The organism is Acidovorax sp. FG60 (assembly GCF_057808995.1).
Genome location: NZ_JBMDJC010000018.1, coordinates 70,837 through 90,422 on the forward strand (window position 1 = coordinate 70,837; position 19,586 = coordinate 90,422).

Annotated in this window: 18 protein-coding genes; 7 read left to right on the forward strand and 11 right to left on the reverse strand. The window is 62.4% G+C overall.

What is annotated here, in order from left to right; all coding sequences use genetic code 11:
- The 9 genes from rsmH to ACODS0_RS21735 all read right to left on the reverse strand — a co-directional run bounded on the left by rsmH (position 1) and on the right by ACODS0_RS21735 (position 9,238).
- Positions 1 to 927, reverse strand: a complete 927-nt coding sequence (gene rsmH, locus ACODS0_RS21695) for a 16S rRNA (cytosine(1402)-N(4))-methyltransferase RsmH (protein ID WP_055399576.1) — start codon at positions 925 to 927, stop codon at positions 1 to 3.
- 8 nt (positions 928 to 935) lie between these two features.
- Positions 936 to 1,364, reverse strand: coding sequence for a division/cell wall cluster transcriptional repressor MraZ (gene mraZ, locus ACODS0_RS21700; protein WP_008903734.1), 429 nt, complete (start codon positions 1,362 to 1,364; stop codon positions 936 to 938).
- A gap of 253 nt (positions 1,365 to 1,617) precedes the next feature.
- Complete coding sequence (hslU, locus tag ACODS0_RS21705; RefSeq protein WP_487261961.1) at positions 1,618 to 2,943, reverse strand: ATP-dependent protease ATPase subunit HslU; 1,326 nt, start codon at positions 2,941 to 2,943, stop codon at positions 1,618 to 1,620.
- 107 nt (positions 2,944 to 3,050) lie between these two features.
- Positions 3,051 to 3,617, reverse strand: coding sequence for an ATP-dependent protease subunit HslV (gene hslV / locus ACODS0_RS21710; RefSeq protein WP_055399580.1), 567 nt, complete (start codon positions 3,615 to 3,617; stop codon positions 3,051 to 3,053).
- Positions 3,618 to 3,798: 181 nt separating this feature from the next.
- Positions 3,799 to 5,562 (reverse strand): STAS domain-containing protein, encoded by a 1,764-nt coding sequence (locus ACODS0_RS21715; RefSeq protein ID WP_488837107.1) that lies wholly within the window; start codon positions 5,560 to 5,562, stop codon positions 3,799 to 3,801.
- 42 nt (positions 5,563 to 5,604) lie between these two features.
- Positions 5,605 to 6,402, reverse strand: a complete 798-nt coding sequence (gene dksA, locus ACODS0_RS21720) for an RNA polymerase-binding protein DksA (protein ID WP_082437502.1) — start codon at positions 6,400 to 6,402, stop codon at positions 5,605 to 5,607.
- A 181-nt stretch (positions 6,403 to 6,583) separates the two neighbouring features.
- On the reverse strand, positions 6,584 to 7,645 hold the full coding sequence (locus ACODS0_RS21725) for a CobW family GTP-binding protein (protein WP_488837109.1): 1,062 nt from the start codon (positions 7,643 to 7,645) through the stop codon (positions 6,584 to 6,586).
- Positions 7,646 to 7,771: 126 nt separating this feature from the next.
- Positions 7,772 to 9,007 carry a class I SAM-dependent rRNA methyltransferase gene (locus ACODS0_RS21730; RefSeq protein WP_488837111.1) on the reverse strand — a complete coding sequence of 412 codons (1,236 nt, stop codon included), beginning with the start codon at positions 9,005 to 9,007 and terminating at the stop codon, positions 7,772 to 7,774.
- An 18-nt stretch (positions 9,008 to 9,025) separates the two neighbouring features.
- On the reverse strand, positions 9,026 to 9,238 hold the full coding sequence (locus tag ACODS0_RS21735) for a hypothetical protein (protein WP_488837113.1): 213 nt from the start codon (positions 9,236 to 9,238) through the stop codon (positions 9,026 to 9,028).
- 45 nt (positions 9,239 to 9,283) lie between these two features.
- Here ACODS0_RS21735 and ACODS0_RS21740 point away from each other — a divergent pair, with 45 nt between their 5' ends.
- Both ACODS0_RS21740 and ACODS0_RS21745 read left to right on the forward strand, forming a co-directional pair.
- Complete coding sequence (locus tag ACODS0_RS21740; RefSeq protein ID WP_488837115.1) at positions 9,284 to 9,736, forward strand: chemotaxis protein CheW; 453 nt, start codon at positions 9,284 to 9,286, stop codon at positions 9,734 to 9,736.
- A gap of 49 nt (positions 9,737 to 9,785) precedes the next feature.
- Entirely contained in the window at positions 9,786 to 11,570 is a 1,785-nt protein-coding gene (locus tag ACODS0_RS21745; protein ID WP_488837142.1) for a methyl-accepting chemotaxis protein, read from the forward strand.
- 224 nt (positions 11,571 to 11,794) lie between these two features.
- Here ACODS0_RS21745 and ACODS0_RS21750 read toward each other — a convergent pair whose 3' ends face one another.
- Together ACODS0_RS21750 and ACODS0_RS21755 are read right to left on the reverse strand one after the other, a co-directional pair.
- Positions 11,795 to 12,532 (reverse strand): response regulator, encoded by a 738-nt coding sequence (locus tag ACODS0_RS21750; RefSeq protein WP_488837117.1) that lies wholly within the window; start codon positions 12,530 to 12,532, stop codon positions 11,795 to 11,797.
- Positions 12,533 to 12,540: 8 nt separating this feature from the next.
- On the reverse strand, positions 12,541 to 13,248 hold the full coding sequence (locus ACODS0_RS21755; protein ID WP_228897345.1) for a response regulator: 708 nt from the start codon (positions 13,246 to 13,248) through the stop codon (positions 12,541 to 12,543).
- A gap of 76 nt (positions 13,249 to 13,324) precedes the next feature.
- On the opposite strand from ACODS0_RS21755, the gene ACODS0_RS21760 reads away from it, so the two are divergent.
- The 5 genes from ACODS0_RS21760 to ACODS0_RS21780 are packed head-to-tail and all read left to right on the forward strand — an operon-like array spanning position 13,325 to position 19,547.
- Positions 13,325 to 13,711: a response regulator transcription factor gene (locus ACODS0_RS21760; protein ID WP_055399596.1), complete on the forward strand. Its 387-nt coding sequence runs from the start codon at positions 13,325 to 13,327 to the stop codon at positions 13,709 to 13,711.
- A gap of 2 nt (positions 13,712 to 13,713) precedes the next feature.
- Positions 13,714 to 14,475 carry an HD-GYP domain-containing protein gene (locus ACODS0_RS21765; protein WP_228897693.1) on the forward strand — a complete coding sequence of 254 codons (762 nt, stop codon included), beginning with the start codon at positions 13,714 to 13,716 and terminating at the stop codon, positions 14,473 to 14,475.
- Positions 14,472 to 15,275, forward strand: a complete 804-nt coding sequence (locus tag ACODS0_RS21770; protein ID WP_228897346.1) for an ABC transporter substrate-binding protein — start codon at positions 14,472 to 14,474, stop codon at positions 15,273 to 15,275. Before ACODS0_RS21765 ends, ACODS0_RS21770 begins: the two co-directional genes overlap by 4 nt.
- A gap of 10 nt (positions 15,276 to 15,285) precedes the next feature.
- Positions 15,286 to 17,781 carry a sensor histidine kinase gene (locus ACODS0_RS21775; protein ID WP_488837120.1) on the forward strand — a complete coding sequence of 832 codons (2,496 nt, stop codon included), beginning with the start codon at positions 15,286 to 15,288 and terminating at the stop codon, positions 17,779 to 17,781.
- Complete coding sequence (locus ACODS0_RS21780; RefSeq protein ID WP_488837122.1) at positions 17,778 to 19,547, forward strand: sensor histidine kinase; 1,770 nt, start codon at positions 17,778 to 17,780, stop codon at positions 19,545 to 19,547. The genes ACODS0_RS21775 and ACODS0_RS21780 overlap by 4 nt, the downstream gene beginning before the upstream one ends.
- The last annotated feature ends 39 nt before the right edge of the window (positions 19,548 to 19,586 follow it).

The following is a 19,586-nucleotide window of genomic DNA, read 5'->3' on the forward strand; positions in this document are numbered from 1 at the left end:
TCAGACCACCGCCGTGCGCTCGGCCACGCGCATGATGGCGCTGCGTGAGCGGGGGTTGGCGGCCACTTCGGCAGCACTGGGCTTGATGCGGTCCAGTGCGATGAGCTTCATGGCCTGGGGTGCGGCAAACGGCGCACGGCGGTCGTACACCTCCTTGGAGTGTTTGGCGATGAACTGTTTGACGATGCGGTCTTCGAGCGAGTGAAAGCTGATGACTACCAGCCGCCCGCCCGGCTGCAGCACCGAGAGGCTGGCCTCTAGCGCCTGTTGCAGCTCTTCAAGCTCGGCGTTGATGAAAATCCGAAGAGCTTGAAATGTGCGCGTTGCAGGGTTCTGGCCCGCTTCGCGGGTTTTGACCGCGCCAGCCACGAGATCGGCAAGTTCTGCGGTGGTTGAAAGAGGACCCCGTTCTTCGCGCCGAGCAACAATCGCCTTTGCAATGGGGCCAGCAAACCGTTCTTCACCGTAGTCACGTATCACCTCCGCAATCTGACCAACTTCGGCCGTGGCCAACCAATCGGCCACGCTTTCGCCGCGCGTGGTATCCATGCGCATGTCCAGCGGGCCGTCAAAACGGAAACTGAAGCCCCGCTCGGGGCTGTCGATCTGGGGCGAGCTCACCCCCAGGTCCATCAGCACGCCCGCAGCACTGGCGGGCGGCAGATCGGCCAGATGGCGGAAACCCTCGTGCCGAATGGAAAAACGCGCATCGGTGATGCGCGTTGCTTCGGCGATGGCTTCGGGATCCTTGTCGAAGGCCACAAGGCGCCCCTGCGGCCCCAGCCGAAGGAGGATGAGGCGAGAGTGCCCACCGCGCCCAAAGGTCGCATCGACCCAGGTGCCCGCAGGCTCAGGGCTTGCGCCGCCCAGGAGAGAATCCACGGCCTCATTGAGCAGGACGGTGGTGTGTTGCAGGGGGGATGTCACAGCGCGCCTTAGAAGGAGAAGTCCTTGAAGACATCCGGCATCTCGCCCTGCATGGCCTTGGCCTCCTGCTCGTCGTAGGTGGCCTTGTCCCAAAGTTCGAAATGGTTGCCCATGCCCAGCAGCATGGTGTCTTTGGAGATACCGGCTGCTTCACGCAGCTCGGGCGAAACCAGCACGCGGCCCGTGGCGTCCATGTCCACATCCATGGCGTTGCCCAGAAAAATGCGCTTCCACCACTGGGCGGACATGGGCAGCTGGGCAATGCGCTCGCGGAACTTCTCCCACTCGGGGCGGGGGAACACCATCAGGCAGCCGTGCGGGTGTTTGGTGATGGTGAGCTGACCGGATGCCGTGGCCGCCAGGACGTCACGATGCCGGGTCGGCACAGACAGCCGACCCTTCGCATCGAGACTCAGCGACGAGGCACCTTGAAACACGGACAGATTTCCAATTCGGTTTTGCGCCTCGGGGGTCCGTGCAATGGACCTTGAGGGCACTTTTCACCACTTAATTGCACTTTTTTGCACTGTAGCAGGAAAAGCACACCGAACAAGAGGGTGTCCAACAAACTTTTGTAATGAAATCAACGACTTAGACGCGACTTTGCAGAGATTAAAAAGCCAAAAGTCGTTGAAAAATAAGCACTTAGAGAGGCCTATGAAAGTGACCTCTCAAGGCTTGGCCGAGTGGTCACAGGATGTAGCGCGAAAGGTCCTCGTCCTGGCTCAGTGTCTGCAGGCGGGCGTCCACATAGGCAGCGTCAATGGTGATGGTCTGACCCGATAGGCGAGTCGCATCAAAACTCACCTCGTCCAGCAAGCGCTCCATCACCGTGGACAGGCGGCGTGCACCGATGTTCTCCGTGCGCTCGTTCACCTCAAAGGCGATGTGCGCCAGGCGCGTGATGCCCTCAGGCGCAAATTCGAGCGTGACGCCTTCGGTGGCCAGCAGGGCCTGGTACTGCTTGACCAGGGACGCATGGGTCTGCGTGAGGATGGCCTCAAAGTCCTTGACCGACAGCGACTCCAGCTCGACCCGGATGGGGAAGCGCCCCTGCAGCTCCGGAATCAGGTCGCTGGGTTTGGACAGGTGGAACGCCCCGGATGCGATGAACAGGATGTGGTCCGTCTTGATCATGCCGTACTTGGTGGACACCGTGGTGCCCTCCACCAGCGGCAGCAGGTCGCGCTGTACGCCCTGGCGCGACACGTCGGCACCACTGGTTTCCTGGCGCGCAGCCACCTTGTCGATCTCGTCGATGAAGACGATGCCGTTCTGCTCGGCATTGGCAACAGCGCGGGTCTTGATCTCTTCCTCGTTGACGAGCTTGCCCGCCTCTTCGTCGGTGATGAGCTTCAGGGCCTCGGCAATCTTGAGCTTGCGGGTCTTGCGCTTGTCCTGCCCCATCTGGCTGAACATGCCACGCAACTGCTCGGCCATTTCTTCCATGCCCTGGGGGCCCATGATTTCGAGTTGCGGGCGGCCTTCGGCGACATCGATCTCGATCTCCTTGTCGGCCAGCGCGCCTTCGCGCAGTTTCTTGCGAAAGACTTGGCGGGCCGTGTTGTCAGCCGCGGGCTCGGTGCCTGCGGCTGCACGGGCCGGGGGAATCAGCACGTCCAGGATGCGCTCCTCGGCAGCATCTTCGGCGCGGGCGCGCACCTTTTTCATCTCGGATTCGCGCGTCTGCTTGACGGCCATCTCCGCCAGGTCGCGGATGATGGAATCCACGTCCTTGCCCACGTAGCCGACCTCGGTGAACTTGGTGGCCTCGACCTTGATGAAGGGCGCATCGGCCAGCTTGGCCAGGCGGCGCGCAATCTCGGTCTTGCCCACGCCGGTCGGGCCGATCATGAGGATGTTCTTGGGTGTGATCTCCTGGCGCAGGCTGCCTTCGACCTGCTGGCGGCGCCAGCGGTTGCGCAGCGCAATGGCCACGGCACGCTTGGCGCTGGCCTGGCCCACGATATGGTGGTCCAGCTCGGAGACGATTTCCTGGGGGGTCATGGACGACATGGCGAAAATTCCAGTCAAATTGGGCTCTAGCGCTTATCTATCAAGCGCTAGCAGCTATCAAAAACATATCAAATGCGGTCAAGACCGCCCTGCAAAAATCACCCGACCTACAAGGTCTCGATGGTGTGGTTCATGTTGGTGTAGATACACAACTCGCCAGCAATCTCCAGCGACTTCTTGACGATGTCCTGCGCAGAGAGGTCGGTGTGGTTGAGCAACGCCTTGGCGGCCGAGTGCGCGTAGGCCCCGCCCGATCCAATGGCCACGATGCCCTGCTCGGGCTCCAGCACGTCGCCATTGCCGGTGATGATGAGCGAGGCCTCCAGATCGGCCACGGCGAGCATGGCTTCGAGGCGGCGCAGCACTCGATCGGTGCGCCAGTCCTTGGTGAGTTCAATGGCTGCCCGCACCAGGTGGCCCTGGTGTTTTTCGAGCTTGGCTTCAAAGCGCTCAAACAAGGTGAAAGCATCGGCCGTGGCGCCTGCAAAACCGGCCAGCACCTTGCCGTGGTGCAGCTTGCGCACCTTGCGCGCCGTGCCCTTGACCACAATGTTGCCCAGGGTGACCTGGCCATCCCCGCCAATGGCCACTTGAACGCCCTGGGGCGTCTGGCGGCGTACGCTCAGGATGGTGGTGCCGTGGAACACCGGGTGGTTGTCGTTTGATGAGTCCATAGCTGCGGCAGTTGAGGGCACGGGCGGCGCTTTCAAGGCGACGCCGAACGCTAACTGCCACGAGCAGCCACCGAATCTGTGGCCCTGCAGCCCACCCAAAAACTATGCAACGATCACGGCCCGCACCCAGCCGACGCGCAAGGGTTGCTCCGCCGCACTGGTGGTGCGTCCCATGGAGGTTTCAGTTCTTTCGGGGTACCACCCAAGCGTGCTCGTTGATACCGATCACGTTGAAGAAAATTGCCACCAGCCGCTGCAGGTTCTGGAACTGGATCACATGGCCGTGGCCCTGCTGCTCGGCCGCCCAGTTGAGCACCGAGCCCGCAGCCGCGAAGTCCACACGAATGAGCTTGTCGCAGGCAATGGTCAGCGGCACACCCGGGCGCAGGAAGGCCTGAAAAGGCTCCAGCAGTGGCGTGGCATCACCATCGATATAGCCGCTGAGCTGCGCCACGGGGCCCGCCTCCAGCGGAGCGGGGGCGGACAACTCACCCAGGTCGGAGGCCATGAAGTCGCTCTCGGCCGCCAGAGGCGCCGAGCCCGAAGACACACCTTCGTTGTCCGAATACCCGCAGCGCGGCGACGCCCACGACGGCGGAGAGACTTCGTAGGTCACGCAGTAATCCAGCGCCACCAGCTCGAACTCATCTGGCTTGCCCATGAGCCGCAGCGCCGCCATGCGCAGGCTCCACCACTCAGGGCTGGTAGAGCGGTCACCGGACTGGGTTTTGGCATCCAGCAGGGCGTTGAGCTTTTCTACCCCGGAGAACACCAGCTGAACATCACGCTCGGCCCACTGGGTGAACTGGTCCGCCAGCAAAGGCACGGCAGCGTCATCGATAGCGCCCAAGCGGGCCCAGGACAGGGTCCAGGGCGACGCGGCGCGTGCCAACGAGGCCTGGAGTGCGGCCACCGAAGACACAGCCAGCGTGGGCGGCGCGTTCCAGCTGAAATCGCGGCGCACCGCGCCTGCCGGTGCGGCTGCAGCCGTTCCAGCCGCAGCCGCTGCGGCGGGCGGTGCCATGCCCAATTGCTCGGGCATGGAAAACCACAGCGGAGCGGAGCGGCTGTACTGGGCGGCGAAGTCGATGGCCAGGGTGTCAAACCGGTCGTGCTGGCCCGTTGCACGGTACAGGTCGAACAGTGTCATCCAGATTTCGAGCTGGTCGTCGGGCGCATCCTGCTGGTGCTGGGCCAGCACATCGAGCAGGCCGGACTCAGCCCCGGCGTGGTCGCCATTGGCAAACCGGATGGCAGCTTCTTCTAAATCGGGTTCGTGCACGAATTCCTCCGGTTCGGATGCGGGCGCTGGCGTTACCGCAGTAGCTGCCGCAAGGCTGAAGGACGCTTCGCCAGGACCTGCACCCGCGAGCATTTGCGCATCGGTGCCGCCAAACCGGCCAATGGCCATGCTGTCATCGGCAAACAGCGGCTGGACACCGGCCTTGTTTTCGAGGGGCGCTGGCAGGCTGCCGGGTGCCGTGGGCGCATACGCCCTTGCGTGGGCGGAATCAGAGGACGCAGCTGCGTCGGCAGCAACAGGCATGGCGCCGGGTTGCGTGGGAGCCTCTGCACCTTGCTTACTCTTCCACCACTGCTGCGACATCTGCGCTTCGATCTCGTCGATCTTCTTGAGCGTGACAGCCCGCTCGTCGGGCGAAGCCATGCTGCTCTGAAAGAACGAGGGGCGCCCTGCGGCGTCTTCCACACGCTGGCCTTGCAGCACCTCGCGCTGACGCAGCTTGCGCAACTGATCGAACTCGCGGCGCCGCACGAAATCGTTGCGGCGCTTGCGCTCGATCATCTCCTTGAGCATCTGCTTGCTGTACTGGCTCTCCCGGTCGTCCTGGATGGAGTCCAGCTCGGTCCAGTTCACCGTCGGGTTCTTCACGAACCGAACCACCTTCGACAGCAGGCCTCCGGGGGTGGTTTCTTCCTTGCTCATGGCTCAGGGTGCGCTTGGGGTTGATCAGGCCAGACGGCCCGGTCAATCACCAAACATCTTCTGCTTGAGTTCGCGGCGCTGTTGTGCTTCGAGGGACAACGTGGCAGTAGGACGCGCGATCAGGCGGCCCACACCAATGGGTTCGCCGGTTTCGTCGCAATAGCCATAGTCACCTGCGTCGATGCGGGCAATGGACTGCTCGATCTTCTTGAGCAGCTTGCGCTCGCGGTCGCGGGTGCGCAGCTCCAGGGCATGTTCCTCTTCGATCGTCGCGCGGTCGGCCGGATCGGGCACCACCACGGTGTCTTCACGAAGGTGTTCGGTGGTTTCACCAGCGCTGTTGTGGATCTCCTGCTTGAGCTGCACCAGCTTCAGGCGGAAGAAGGCCATCTGCTTGTCGTTCATGTACTCGTCGTCAGGCATGGCCATGACTTCGGCATCGGTCAACTCAGCGGCGGACTTGGTTTTCCAGTTGTTCGCCAGCTTGGGGTCTTTTTTGGCAGCCGTATACGTAGGCTGTGCTTGCGCGGTCGTGGGCATGGTATGTAGATAACTGGCTTTGGCAGCGGTCGAAGCCACTGTCTGTGCCATGGATGGTACGGTCAATTGGGCCAATCGTGAAGAAGGCCGGGTTGTGCGCACGGGTACCTGCGAGCCTGCTTGCAGCACGGGTGCCGGAGCAGGCGCCGCCACGGCGGGGGGTGCGGCCACCTTGGGCGCCGCAGCAGCCTTGGCAGTGGCCTTCGCAGCAACTTTGGGTGCCGCTGGGGCGGCGGCGCTTTTCGCCGCGGCAGGGGTTGCCTTGGTGGCCCCCTTGGATTTGCTGGTGTCGGCTTTCACTTCCTGGTCTCCTCGCAGTACGGGCGGGCCCTAGCTGCATTCGCAGCCAAGGGCGGGTGGCAAGCCTTCCGGGGTTTTACCGGGGCGCGATTGTATCGACCTGGGCTGACGCAAACGAAAACGTTGCAGATACAACACAAACACGCCGTTCTCCCCTGGGCGGCACAGGCCCCGGTGAGGGTCAGACCAGGCTTTGTTCCAGCCCCTGCAGGAAGATGTCCTTGGGCAGGTCAATGCCAATAAAGACCATCTTGCTCGTGCGCGTCTCACCCTCGGCCCATTGGGGGCCCAGATCGCTTCCCATGAGCTGGTGCACCCCCTGGAAGATCACCTTGCGTTCAGTGCCCTTCATATTAAGCACACCTTTGTAGCGCAGCATGCGCGGGCCGTAAATATTCACGATGGCCCCCAGGAAGTCCTCCAGCTTGGCCGGGTCGAATGGCCGGTCGGAGCGGTAAACAAAGCTCTTCACATCGTCGTCATGGTGATGGTGGTGACCATGGCCCTGCTCATGCTGGTGCGAGGGGTGGCTGCAGTGCTCGCCGTGTTCGTGGTCATGATCATGGTGGTCGTGCCCGTCCCCTTCTTCATTCAGGAAGTCTGGATCGATATCCAGCTTGGCATTGAGGTTGAAGCCGCGCAGGTCCAACACCTCCTTGAGCGGCACCTCGCCAAAATGCACGGACTTGATGGGCGCGCGCGGGTTCATGTGCTTGAGGCGATGGATCAGCGCCTCGGTCTCGTCCTTGGACACCAGGTCGGTCTTGGACAGGAAGATCTGGTCCGCAAAACCCACCTGGCGGCGCGCTTCCTGGCGGTCATTGAGCTGCTGGGGTGCGTGCTTGGCGTCCACCAGGGTGATGATGGAGTCGATGAGGTAGGTCTCGGCGATTTCTTCGTCCATGAAGAAGGTCTGCGCCACCGGGCCGGGGTCGGCCACGCCGGTGGTCTCGATCACGATGCGGTCGAACTCGAGCAGGTTCTTGCGCTTCTTGGCGGCCAGTAGCTGCAGCGTCTCGCGCAGGTCTTCGCGGATGGTGCAGCAGATGCAGCCGTTGCTCATCTGCACGATCTGCTCCTTGGACTCGGTCACGAGGATGTCGTTGTCAATGTTCTCTTCGCCGAATTCGTTCTCGATCACGGCGATCTTCTGGCCATGGGCTTCGGAGAGCAGGCGCTTGAGCAGCGTGGTTTTGCCCGAGCCCAGGAAGCCGGTGAGGATAGTGACGGGGATCAGTGCCATAAATCTGTCTTTCAAGGGAATCAAATACATGCGCTGCAGCCCGATGCTGCGGGCTGCAGGGCCCCGCACAGGGGGCGTTTTTTCAGTGTACCGAGGCTGTCAAGCCCCTGCCGGACGCCGCCGGGCTCACCCTTTGCGCATCACGACCAAGCCCTTGAGGTATTCCCCTTCCGGAAACTCCAGCGTCATGGGATGGTCGGGCGCGCCGCCCAGGCGCTCCAGGATGTAGCCGTCCACGCCCGCATCCGCGCCCGCCGACGCCACGATCTTGTGGAACAGGTCGGCGCTGATGCCGCCCGAACACGAGAAGGTGAACAGCACCCCGCCCGGGGTCAGCAGTTGCAGCGCCAGCCGGTTGATGTCCTTGTAAGCGCGGGCCGCGCGTTCGGCGTGCGCTGCGGTCGGCGCAAACTTGGGCGGGTCGAGGATGATGGCGTCAAAACGCTGGCCCTCCTTGAGGAACTGGCGCAGTGAAGCGTTCACGTCGGCATCCATAAAGCTCGCGCGGTTCGGGTCGAAGCCGTTGAGCGCCACGTGCGCACGGGCCCGCTCCAAGGCGGGACCGGACGAGTCGATGGACGTCACATGCCCATCGGCCACGGTGCCTGCCGCACGCATGCCCGCCAGCGCCGCCACGCTGAAGCCGCCGGTGTAGCAGAAGCAGTTGAGCACATGCTTGAAGCCCAGGCGCTGGGTGTAGTCGGCAAACCGCTTGCGGCTGTCGCGCTGGTCCAGGTAGAAGCCGGTCTTGTGGCCCTCGGCGATGTTGAGCGTCAGGCTCCACTGGTGTTCACGGATCGTGAGTTCAAGCGGCGGCCCTTCGCTATCGCCCGCCACGCCCGCGGGCCCGCCGCGCAGCCAGCCCGTGGCGGGCTCCAGACCTTCCAGCGCACGCACGCTGGCGTCTGAGCGTTCATACAGCTTGGTCAGGCCCGTCTCGCGCAGCAGCGCGTCGGCGATCACATCCTTCCAGCGCTCGGTGCCCGCGCTGGTGAACTGGGCCACCAGCGTATCGCCATAGCGGTCCACGATGAGCCCCGGCAGACCGTCGGATTCGCCGTGCACCAGACGCACGCCATCGCTTTGCACATCAAATCGGGCTCTGGCGATGATGGATCGGGCGCAAGTAGCTATAAAAAACGGAGCATCAATGCGCTGTGCTTCGTCAAAGCTCCACACCCGCGCGCGGATGCGCGAGGTCGGACTGAAGGCGGCCCAAGCCAGGAACTGGCCTTCGTGCGACTCCACACGCACGGTCTCGCCGCTGTCGCCGCCGCCCTTGGCGATGGCCGATTCGAAGATCCAGGGGTGGCGGCGCAGGAGCGAGCGCTCCTTGCCAGGGCGAAGGCGAAGGGTTTTCATGCCCCGGATTGTGCGGGCTCACCGCTGCCGTCCAACCATCATCCCTTGAAAAACAGCATGCGCTGCCCCTGCAGCAAGCCCGCCCGTTTGCACAGAAGAACGCACCACAGTGCCGGTGATGAAAGCATATTTATCACTTTGAAAATCATTTATTTGACAAATATGATTCAATCCTCCTAAAATTCGCACAACTATCATTTTTATCAAACAAACATGTCTGCGAATCTTCACACCCTATCCAGCCTGGGTTCTATCCCTGATGCAGCCCCAACGGTCTTGACCGATCTTCGCGAGTTCCTGGCATTCAAGATCGGCAACGAGGAGTACGGCGTAGACATCCTGCGGGTGCAGGAGATCCGTTCGTACGAAAAGCCCACCACCATCGCCAATGCCGCCGCCGACCTCAAAGGCGTGGTCAACCTGCGCGGCGTGATCGTGCCCATCATCGACCTGCGCCTGAAACTGGGCTTGCCAGAGGCTCGCTATGACCATCTGACCGTGGTGATCGTGCTCAACATTGGTCAGCGCGTCGTGGGCGTTGTGGTGGATGGCGTGTCTGATGTGCTCACGCTGGAGAGAGAGCAATTGCGCCCTGTCCCCACACTCGACATGGACGTGGATCGGGACCACCTGCTGGCCATCGGATCGGTCGATGACCGGATGCTCATCCTGCTCGACATTGAAAAGCTCTTGGCACCCTCGCTGCCTTCGCCCCTCACCGTGCAATGACACGCTGTCGCATTGCCACGAAACACAACCACACCTACACGGAATCCCTATGAACTTCTTCAGAGCATTCGGCATTGCGAAACGCCTGCACCTGCTGTCCTTCGCACTCATTAGTGGCCTGACCCTGGTCGCGCTTCTCGCATGGTTCAACCTCTCCGAGGTCACCGCCCAAACCCGAAAGGTCGCCACAGAGTCCGTTCCCCACCAGTTGCGGCTGGCAGCCATGGAGCTCAACGTCACACGATCATCTCTCCAATTGCGCCATGCGCTGCTGGTCAGGACACCCAGCGACGTGAAGGCCACCTTGGCAGACATTGCGGAGAAAAAGAAGCTGATCGACACCGACCAGTTGGCGCTGGAGAAAACTGCTGTCACCACCACCGAAAAGACTGAATACGCTGCACTCGTTCAGGCGCTGGGCACGTTCTGGCAGATCGCAGGGCAAAACATCCAGTTGATTGAGCAGGGCAACAAGGACGAGGGCTTCGACTTCCTGGTCGCCAAGACGATTCCTGCCCGCAACGTGGTGCTCGAAATGCTGAGCCAACAAAAGCAGCGCCAGAACACATCGCTGACCGAGAGCATTGGAAAGATCGAGTCAGATGCGAAACAAACGCTTTACAGCCTGGTGGCAGCCGTCGCGGCGATTGCAGCCGGTTTGATGGTGTTTTCCTGGTACGTCGGCAGCGTCCTTCAGCGCCGGGTGTCAGAAGCGCAAGTGATCGCAGCCCGCGTGCGCGATGGCGACCTGACCGGAGAGGTCATTGACAACGCCAACGATGAATTCAGCCCGCTGCTGCAAGCGCTCTCCGACATGCAGACATCGCTGACACAGGTTGTCTCGCAGGTACGCCAAGGCTCCGACAGCGTGGCCACTGCCAGCGCGGAGATATCGGCGGGCAACAGCGATCTCTCGGCACGCACCGAAAACCAGGCCAGTGCACTGGAAGAAACCGCAGCATCGATGGAGGAGCTGAATTCGACGGTTCGCCAGAACGCCGAGAACGCTCGGCAAGCCAATCAGCTCGCGCAGAACGCGTCGAACGTGGCAAGCCAAGGCGGCGAGGTTGTCGCAGACGTGGTCCGCACGATGAAAGACATCAACGACAGCTCCCGCAAGATCTCGGACATCATCGGTGTCATTGACGGCATCGCGTTCCAGACGAACATCCTGGCCCTGAACGCCGCCGTGGAGGCCGCCCGAGCGGGGGAACAAGGCCGTGGCTTTGCAGTGGTTGCGAGCGAGGTTCGCAACCTGGCAAGCCGATCCGCAGACGCCGCGCGCGAAATCAAAGTGTTGATCGGCGCCAGCGTGGAGCGGGTAGAAGCCGGCTCCGCCCTCGTGGACCGGGCAGGCCAGACCATGAGCGATGTGGTCTCGGCGATTGGCCGCGTTACCGACATCATGGCGGAGATCAGCGCAGCCAGTTCCGAGCAGAGCCAGGGCGTGGACCAGGTGAACGAAGCCGTCACCCAGATGGACCAGGCCACCCAGCAGAACGCGGCACTGGTGGAGGAAATGGCAGCAGCAGCCAGCAGCCTCAACACCCAGGCAGCGGAGCTGGTCAACGTGGTTTCCTCCTTCAAGATTTCGCCCTTGGCTTTGGAAGAGCGCCCTGCGTTGGTGCCCGCACAAGGAGCGCTCAGCACATCCACCACATACGCTTCACGGCCGCCGATGGCCCGGAAAGCCCCAAACCAGCGATCAGCGACCTCCGCCATCAAGGCGGCTGTCCGAAGTGTCGCAATGGCGAAATCGGGCGTGGCGCATCTGCCTTCGGCAAAACTCGTGACTGCCGCTCCACATGCAGAGAAAGAGTGGGAAAACTTCTAGGAACCCGCCGGACTTGGAAAACGTCGGCTGCAAGTTGCCCCCCAGGGGCAACTTTCGCTATCGACACTCCAAGCCCGACAGCCTCAAGGCCAGACGCCAGACGCCAGGCGTCAGCTGTTGAAGTCCCCTTGGAATCACCACCTTCGGGTGGTTTTTCTTTGTTCAGAAGCTGTGAAATGATCCACGTACCGGCAATAGGCTGCCGTTTGCGAGATGCAAAGAATTCAACTTTCGCCTTGAACAGAAACCACACGCAGCACCTGCTGCCGCAACTGTCGCCATCCCTGTTGCATAAGGTCAGAATGGCCCCCTGCAGCCCACTCCTCGGTGCTTCGCGCACACTGGGCAGCTGGCGCCTCACCCAGCATCGTCAACACTGACTTGAGGTTGTGCGCCACGCGCCGCAGCGCCTGTGCATCTTGCGCCGTCACGGCCAGATCGCCTTCCATCACATCTTGAGGAAACCGGGCCAGGCATGCCTGTCGATAAGCTTCGTAAAGCGCTCGGTTGCCGCCGAAAAACTCGGCCACTGGATTGTGTTGAGCAACGGTGACGACGGCGGAATCGGCCTGAGCCCCCAAGTCGAGGCTGGCCAGAGTCTCAGAAACACATGCCATCAGCGCCCCCACGGAGGCGGGTTTGTGCAGAACGCGCCAGACGTTGAGCGACTCCAGCGTGCACTGCGTGGCTGGGTCAATCCCACCACTGAACACCACGGTGCGGCAGACCGCTCCCTGTGGCGAAAGACGTGTCTGCATCCAAACCAGTAGATCAAGGCCGGAGCCATCGGGCAGGGTCAGATCCGTGAGGACCAGGGGTGCCACTTCGGTGGTCAGCGCCTGCTTCGCCTCGGCGAGCGTGGCGCATGGCACCAGATTCACGCCGAGGGGATCGAGCGCCATCTGGACAAACCGGCGCACTGACGGATCGTCCTCTACCAACAGCACGCGCGGCTGCGTCACGACGGCGCTCAGGCCTTCTCGGCCACAGGACGCAGGAACCCCGCCAGCAACGCAGGCAACTCCTGCACCAAGCGGGGCTTGTGCACCACAGGCAGCCCGGCCAGCGCAAAGGCGTAGGGACTGCGCTGCTCTTCGTCGAGCGAAGTCACAACGATCAGACGGCTGCGCTGGAACTGGGGATGCGAGCGCAGACGCGCAATCAGCGTTGCGCCATCAATGCCAGGAAGAAGGATGTCCACAATCAGCACATCCGGCTGCAGTTCGCCCGCCATCGCCAAGCCAACGATGCCGTCGTCTGCCACATGCAGTTCCACTTGCGGGAAATCGTGCGCCATCAACAGCTTCACCAGGGTCTGGAAATGTGCGGAATCCTCGATCAGCAACACCCGCTGGCCGTGTGTACCCGCTGGTTCGCGAGAAGCGCCGACCTGCTCGGCGCGCCTGGGAGCAGCTTTGACCACCCCATCGTCTGGCGCGACCACCACACCAGACACGGCAACTTCGGCAACCGGTACAACGGGCTGACCCTGCCGCTGGGCCAGCCAGCGCTCGACCGATGCCTTCGCGATGCGCCGATGACCTCCTGGTGTTTTCCAGGCCTCCAGCTCACCCCGGTCCACCATCAGCTGAACAGAACGAACCGCCATGCCCAGCACCCGCGCCACATCACGGGTACTGCAATCCACCGGCAGCGAAGAGAGAAGACTGAGTTCCATAGCGGCGAATTTTATCACTTCGAAAAATCACTTTTGTGATAAAATTGATAAAACTAGTTGCAACAAGTGCCCAACCATGAACAAACGCATTCTGATCATCGAAGACCATGCGGATATCCGCCGACTGATCCGCATGACCCTGGAGTTCGAAGACCACGACATCCATGAAGCCGTCAACGCCGACGAGGGCCTGGAGGCCGTGCGAACGCTGCGCCCCCAGTTACTGTTACTGGACATCATGATGCCCGGAAGCATGGACGGACTCGATCTGTGCCGCCTTGTCAAAAGCGACCCATCGCTGGGCAAACCCTGGGTGGTGCTGCTGACGGCTCGCGGGCAAAGCCAGGATATCGAGGCGGGGATGATGGCCGGGGCCGACGCCTATCTGCTCAAGCCCTTCAGCCCCCTCAAACTGATCGAAACCATCAACCACCTGGGCACAACCCCCGGCGAGGCGCCATGAACATGGTTGCAGCTGCACGTGAAAATACCCAGTTCAGCCCTGCGGCGGCCGAGCAGATGGAGAAGATCGTCTTCGACCTGGGCCGCATGTACCAGGAACGCAACGAGGCGTTGCAGGAAGTGGCCCGCGCCCACCACGAGGCACTGTTTCTGCTGTCCATGGCGGCGGAATACAAAGACGGCGACACGGGCATCCACATCGTGCGCATCGGATTCCTGGCTGAGGCCCTGGCGCTTTTCTTGGGCGAGCCCAAGGACTATGCGCTGATGCTGCGCAAGGCGGCCCCCATGCACGACATCGGCAAGATCGGCATTCCTGACGACGTGCTGAAGAAACCCGGTGCCTTCACGCCCCAAGAGCGCGCAACCATGAACCAGCACTCCGCCATCGGTGCAGATATCCTGGGCAAATCGCGCATCGCCCTCTTCCAGATGGCGGCCGAAATTGCGCTTGCACACCATGAACGCTGGGATGGCAAGGGTTACCCGAACCAGTTGGCGGGCCCAGCCATTCCGCTGTCTGGACGCATTGTGAGCATCGTGGACTTCTATGACGCCCTGACCATGGACCGGGTCTACCGCCCAGCCTTCAGCCACGAAAAAGCGCTGGAGATGCTCCTGGCCGAACGGGGCAAGGCCTTTGACCCGGACATCGTGGACTGCTTCCTGCGCAACAGCCCCGCCATTTCTGCCCTGCGTGAGCAGGTCACGGCCGGACGCATGGCCTTCGCCGACCTGATCAACCACAAGCAGGATGCGCCATGATCTTGCCCACATACCGTGTGGTGGCTGCGGTGCTGTTGCTCCTGGCTGGCGCAGTGGCCTCCTGGGGTGCCACAGCAGGTGAGGTGCAGGACCGCGTTCAGGCCCGGGGCGAAGTCAGGGTCTGCATCTGGCCCGCGTACCAGCGCATCTCGTTTCGGGACCCGCGCTCCGGCCAGCTCAGCGGCCTGGACATCGATCTGGCTACCGCATTGGCGTCTGATCTGCGCGTCAAGCTGCGATTCGTGGACTCGTCCTTCGTCACCTTGGTGCAGGACCTGCAGGCAGGCACATGCGATGTAGCGATGTTCGGCATCGCCATGCTGCCGCAGCGCATGGAGCAACTCCAGTTCTCCACGCCCTATTTGCAAAGCGATATCTATGCCGTAACCACACGCACCAGCCGCATCGTGCGGCAGTGGAGTGACATCGACCAACCCGGCGTGCAGGTAGGCGTGCAGGCTGGAACGTTCATGGAGCCCGTCATGCGGCAACGCCTCAAGCATGCAGGTCTCGTCTCCATCCACCTGCCACAGACGCGCGAACGCGAGCTCATTGCTGGCCGCGTGGACGTCTTCATGACCGATTACCCCTACGGTCGCGCACTGATCGAAAGCACGGAATGGGCCGCACTGGTGGCCCCCCCCAAGCCGTTCTATACGCTCCCCTACGCCCATGCCAGCAAACCAGGCGACGTCGAATGGCGAGCCGTGCTCAACGCTTTTGTCGCCCGGATTCGGCAGGACGGCCGCCTGGAAACGGCAGCACGGCGCCACGGACTCGAAAGCATCCTCCTGAACTGATGCCTCTGCCATGAAACGATCCATTCCCTTTGCCAAGCTCAGCCTGCTGGAAGTAGCCAGCAGCAGGGCGCTCTTCGGGGGCACACTTCTCATGCTGGCCGTAATCGTCGGCACCGCATCGCTGATGTGGCTGGAGTTCCGCCGCACAGAAGCTCAGGACCGCAAGCAGCTCGAACTACTGGCCAGCGTCATGGAGTCGCACGCCAGCCAAGTTTTCGACAACACCAAGCTCACCCTGGACAGCCTTGCGAAAAACCTGACCACCGAGAATCACACTCCCGCGCAGCTCGAAGCACAGCAGTCTTACCGCTTGCAAGGCCTGCCTTTTCTGCGCAGCATCGCCATCGTCAGCTCCGAAGGGCTGGTGCTGGCCTCCACGACCGCCTCGGACCGGGGTGGCAAGGTGGATCTGCAGCGCCTGCCACCTTCACCAGCGACCGATGAGCGGGTGGTCATTGGAGCCTGGGTGCGTGGCCGCACACTCACCCAAGATATGCGCAATGCAGCCGTGCCAGCGGGCCTTGGCTACATTCCCATGGTGCGCCTGGTTCGCCTGCCATCGAACGCTGTGGTGACGTTGGTGGCACAGATCAATCCCGACGCCCTGGCCACCTACCAGCGGCAGTTGATGGAGGCAGGCCACCCTGGCACACAGGTCATGCTGGCATTGGACAACGGGACCTTGCTCACCCAGGTGGGCAACGACACCTTGAATCTTGGTAGCAGCCTGGGCTCCCACCCTTTGTTCCAGGGTTTGCTGCCAGCGCACAAAGGAACTTACGGCCCGCTGCAAACCTTTCAGGCCCATAGCCTGGGCGCCTGGCGCAGTTCCAATAGCCAGCCTCTGGTGGCTTTTGTAGAGCAACCCTATGAAGCCACGACCCAGCAGTGGCTGGCCGCAATGCGAGGACCGCTGCTGTTCATGGGGGTGGCCTTGGCGCTGATAGGACTTCTCACCCATGCGTCCTGGCGCAATGCCCGCGCAAAAGAAGTTGCGCAACGTGAGCGCGATGAGGCCCAGCAAGAAACTGCACGGCGCGAGCAAGAGCTGTCCGTCCTGTTCCGAAGTGTTCAGGAGCTGATCTTCCGCACCGATGCCCAAGGGACCATCCGGTTCGTCAATCCCCGCTGGCATGCCATTACCAACCAGCCCGCTGAAATGGCCCGAGGCCAGCGTCTGCGGGACGTCGTCCACCCCGAGTGCCGCGATGGCGTGGATGCCCTGTTCGACGCCACCCAGCCCCCGGGCGTGCGCATGGCGCAGGTCCGCCTCACGGGACCCGCAGGAGAAACGCGCGCGCTGGACATCTCGGTGGTTCCGCTGCGTGACCGGTCGGGTCAGTTGCGCGGCTTTGCGGGCAGCGCGGTGGATGTGACAGCCCTGCTGGCCGCCCAGCAAAGCCTGCAAGAGCAGTTGGCCCTCACAAGCCAGGTGCTCGAATGCAACCCGTTGCCCATCTGCATGACCGACACCGAAGGACGTCTTCTCTCGGTCAACCAGGCCTGGGAAAGTTTCATGGGGCTGTCGCGCAAAAGCGTCCTGGGGACGCGCAACATCGACTTTCTGCCCACGCAGGAGGCGCAGGCGTACTGCGCACACCAAGAACAACTGTTGCGCGAGGGCGGTCGTGTCCGCTACGAAGAGCGCATGCGCCGACCCGATGGCAGCTTCCGGGATGTGCAGGTCACCAAGGTGCTCGTCACCACCAACGGCAAGCAGCCCATCGGTATCCTGACCGCCAAGATGGACATCACGGAATTCCGGGCCGCACGCGATCTGGCCGAAGAGGCGTCGCGCTCCAAGTCGGAATTTGTGGCCAACATCAGCCACGAGTTGCGCACGCCCCTGCAATCCATCCTGGGCTTCTCCGAACTCGGACTGGCGCGGGGCCGCCATCAATCCAAGCTGGCGTCCATGTTCAGCGACATCCACGACGCGGGCCAGCGCATGCTGGTGCTGGTCAATGACCTGCTCGACATCGCAAAGATCGAGAGCACGGTTGGAGCCTTCCAATTCGAGCGCGCCGACGTGCGCGATCTCATCGAGGAAGTGGCGGCAGAGATGGAGTTGCTGCTGGACCGCAAACGCCTGGGCCTGGGCTTGCGACTGGGCCGCATGCCTTTGATCGCCAAAGTGGATCCATCGCGCTTTCAGCAAGTGGTACGCAATGTCTTGAGCAACGCCATCAAGTTCTCGCCCGAAGACAGCATCATCGACATCACCGCCGGAGTCTCGGACGACCACAGCATCCACATCCAGGTGCGCGATCAAGGCCCGGGCATACCTCCCGCAGAGCTGGAGACCGTGTTCCAGGCCTTCGTGCAATCGAGCAAGACGCGCGATGGCTCCGGCGGAACGGGCCTGGGCCTGGCGATATGCCGCAAGATCGTCGAAGCACATGGGGGGCGCATCCATGCCACCAACGGGCCCGACGGGGGTACCATCTTCCACATCACGCTGCTCACCGCAGGCTACACGGACACGATGCCAGCCCCGCTCACATGAACAGGAAGCCCAGCAAGCCCCAATCCTCCGACTGGCGCAGCAGCCCGGCGCTGATGTATTTTGTGGTGGCCTGCGTTTTCAGCGCTGTAGTGCTGCTGGGTGCCTGGGCCACCATGGCCGCCATGCTGCGCTGGCAGTGGAAAGAAACCCTGGACGCCGAGATGCGCCAGAACACCAACACCGCCCTGGCACTGAAGGAGCACACACTGCGCATCCTGGACACGGTGGACCAGGCCATGTGGCGTTTGCAGCATACCGCCGAAGACGGACCACTCAACGGCGAGGACCTGGCAACCATCGCCAATGAAACCGGCATGGTGCCGCACATCCTGACGCAGTTGTCCTTCGTGGGCCCCGATGGCCGCTTTCAGGGCAGCAACCTAGACCCCGACGGCTCGCGCAGCAACCATGTGAGCCTGATGGACCGCGACCATATCCGGGTGCACTTGCTGCCCGCCGAAGCGGCCCCGCCCAGCTCTGGCATGCTGCACAACGGCCTTTTCATCAGCAAGTCCCTGCTGGGCAAGGTGTCGGGGGTATCGACCATCCAGCTCTCACGCAAAGTCACGGCCGCTGATGGGCGCGTGCTGGGGGTGGTGGTGGCGTCACTCAATCCACGCCATTTCGCCGACGTGTACCGGGGCGTGCAACTGGGCAGCGACGGCGGTGTGGGACTTGCGGGGCTTGACGGAGTGATCCGTGTGCGCGTGTTGGGAGGTGCCAGCACAGAGGTTGGGATGCAACTGCCCGCGCCCCTCCTGCAAGCACTGCGCAGCCAGGACAGCGGGGCCATGTTGTCGCCATCGTCCGACGCCAGACTGCGCATTATTGGTTTCAGCCGTGTCGGAAGTTACCCGCTTGCCGTACTCAGCGGCACCTCAGAAGAACACTCTTTCGCCCGCTGGCGCACCACACGCGACACGATCCTGTGGTTGACGGCACTGTTGAGCCTGGCGGTTGTGGCCTTTGTCGCCGTATTTCTGGGAAGCATACGCAAGCTGGCGGTCAGCCACGCGGCCCTGACCCGCAGCGAGGCCGAAGCCCAGCGCGCCAACCAGGCCAAAAGCGAATTCCTGGCCGCCATGTCGCACGAGCTGCGCACTCCGCTGACGAGCATCCGCGGCTTTGCTGAACTCATGGAGCTGCGCAGCAACGATCCACAGACCCGGGAGCAATCGAGCCTTATCCGCCAGGGCGCAGAACACCTGAACGCTCTGCTGACGGAAATCCTCGATCTGGCGCGGATTGAAGCGGGTGCCATGCCAGCGCACCCCGAGCCCGTGGAACTGCCCGGTCTGCTGCACGATGTGATCGAGCTGTTCCGTGTCAGTGCAGTGGCCAAATCGCTGGCGCTCACGGCGACCACGGCCGCCAACGTCCCGAACTCTCTGCTAACCGACCGCCTCAAGCTCAAGCAGATCCTGAACAATCTCTTGTCCAATGCCATCAAATTCACCCCGTCGGGCACCGTGTGCCTGGCCGTGGATACCAGCGCAGATGGTCACCATGTGCAATTCCATGTCACAGACACGGGCCCCGGTATCCCGGAAAAGCTGCACGAGGTCATTTTCGAAAAGTTCAGCCAGGGCCACGCCCGCGTCAGCTACCAACACGGGGGCACCGGACTGGGGCTGTCGCTGTCTCGTGCGCTTGCCCAACTGCTGGGCGGCACGTTAACCGTCAGGTCCCGGGTGGGCGAGGGCTCCACATTTACGCTGTCGCTGCCGCTGCAAATTCCGCCGAAAGCCGCCCCGCACTTCGCATAAGCCGCATTGCTTACCACTGCGGGGCCGATACACCGCAGA

Coding starts and splice junctions, on each gene's coding strand:
- hslU (WP_487261961.1), bottom strand. CDS start 2,943: ATGTCGTCCATGACCCCCCAGGAAATCGTCTCCGAGCTGGACCACCAT.
- hslV (WP_055399580.1), bottom strand. CDS start 3,617: ATGGACTCATCAAACGACAACCACCCGGTGTTCCACGGCACCACCATC.
- ACODS0_RS21715 (WP_488837107.1), bottom strand. CDS start 5,562: ATGAGCAAGGAAGAAACCACCCCCGGAGGCCTGCTGTCGAAGGTGGTT.
- ACODS0_RS21725 (WP_488837109.1), bottom strand. CDS start 7,645: ATGGCACTGATCCCCGTCACTATCCTCACCGGCTTCCTGGGCTCGGGC.
- ACODS0_RS21730 (WP_488837111.1), bottom strand. CDS start 9,007: ATGAAAACCCTTCGCCTTCGCCCTGGCAAGGAGCGCTCGCTCCTGCGC.
- ACODS0_RS21745 (WP_488837142.1), top strand. CDS start 9,786: ATGAACTTCTTCAGAGCATTCGGCATTGCGAAACGCCTGCACCTGCTG.
- ACODS0_RS21755 (WP_228897345.1), bottom strand. CDS start 13,248: ATGGAACTCAGTCTTCTCTCTTCGCTGCCGGTGGATTGCAGTACCCGT.
- ACODS0_RS21760 (WP_055399596.1), top strand. CDS start 13,325: ATGAACAAACGCATTCTGATCATCGAAGACCATGCGGATATCCGCCGA.
- ACODS0_RS21765 (WP_228897693.1), top strand. CDS start 13,714: ATGGTTGCAGCTGCACGTGAAAATACCCAGTTCAGCCCTGCGGCGGCC.
- ACODS0_RS21770 (WP_228897346.1), top strand. CDS start 14,472: ATGATCTTGCCCACATACCGTGTGGTGGCTGCGGTGCTGTTGCTCCTG.
- ACODS0_RS21775 (WP_488837120.1), top strand. CDS start 15,286: ATGAAACGATCCATTCCCTTTGCCAAGCTCAGCCTGCTGGAAGTAGCC.
- ACODS0_RS21780 (WP_488837122.1), top strand. CDS start 17,778: ATGAACAGGAAGCCCAGCAAGCCCCAATCCTCCGACTGGCGCAGCAGC.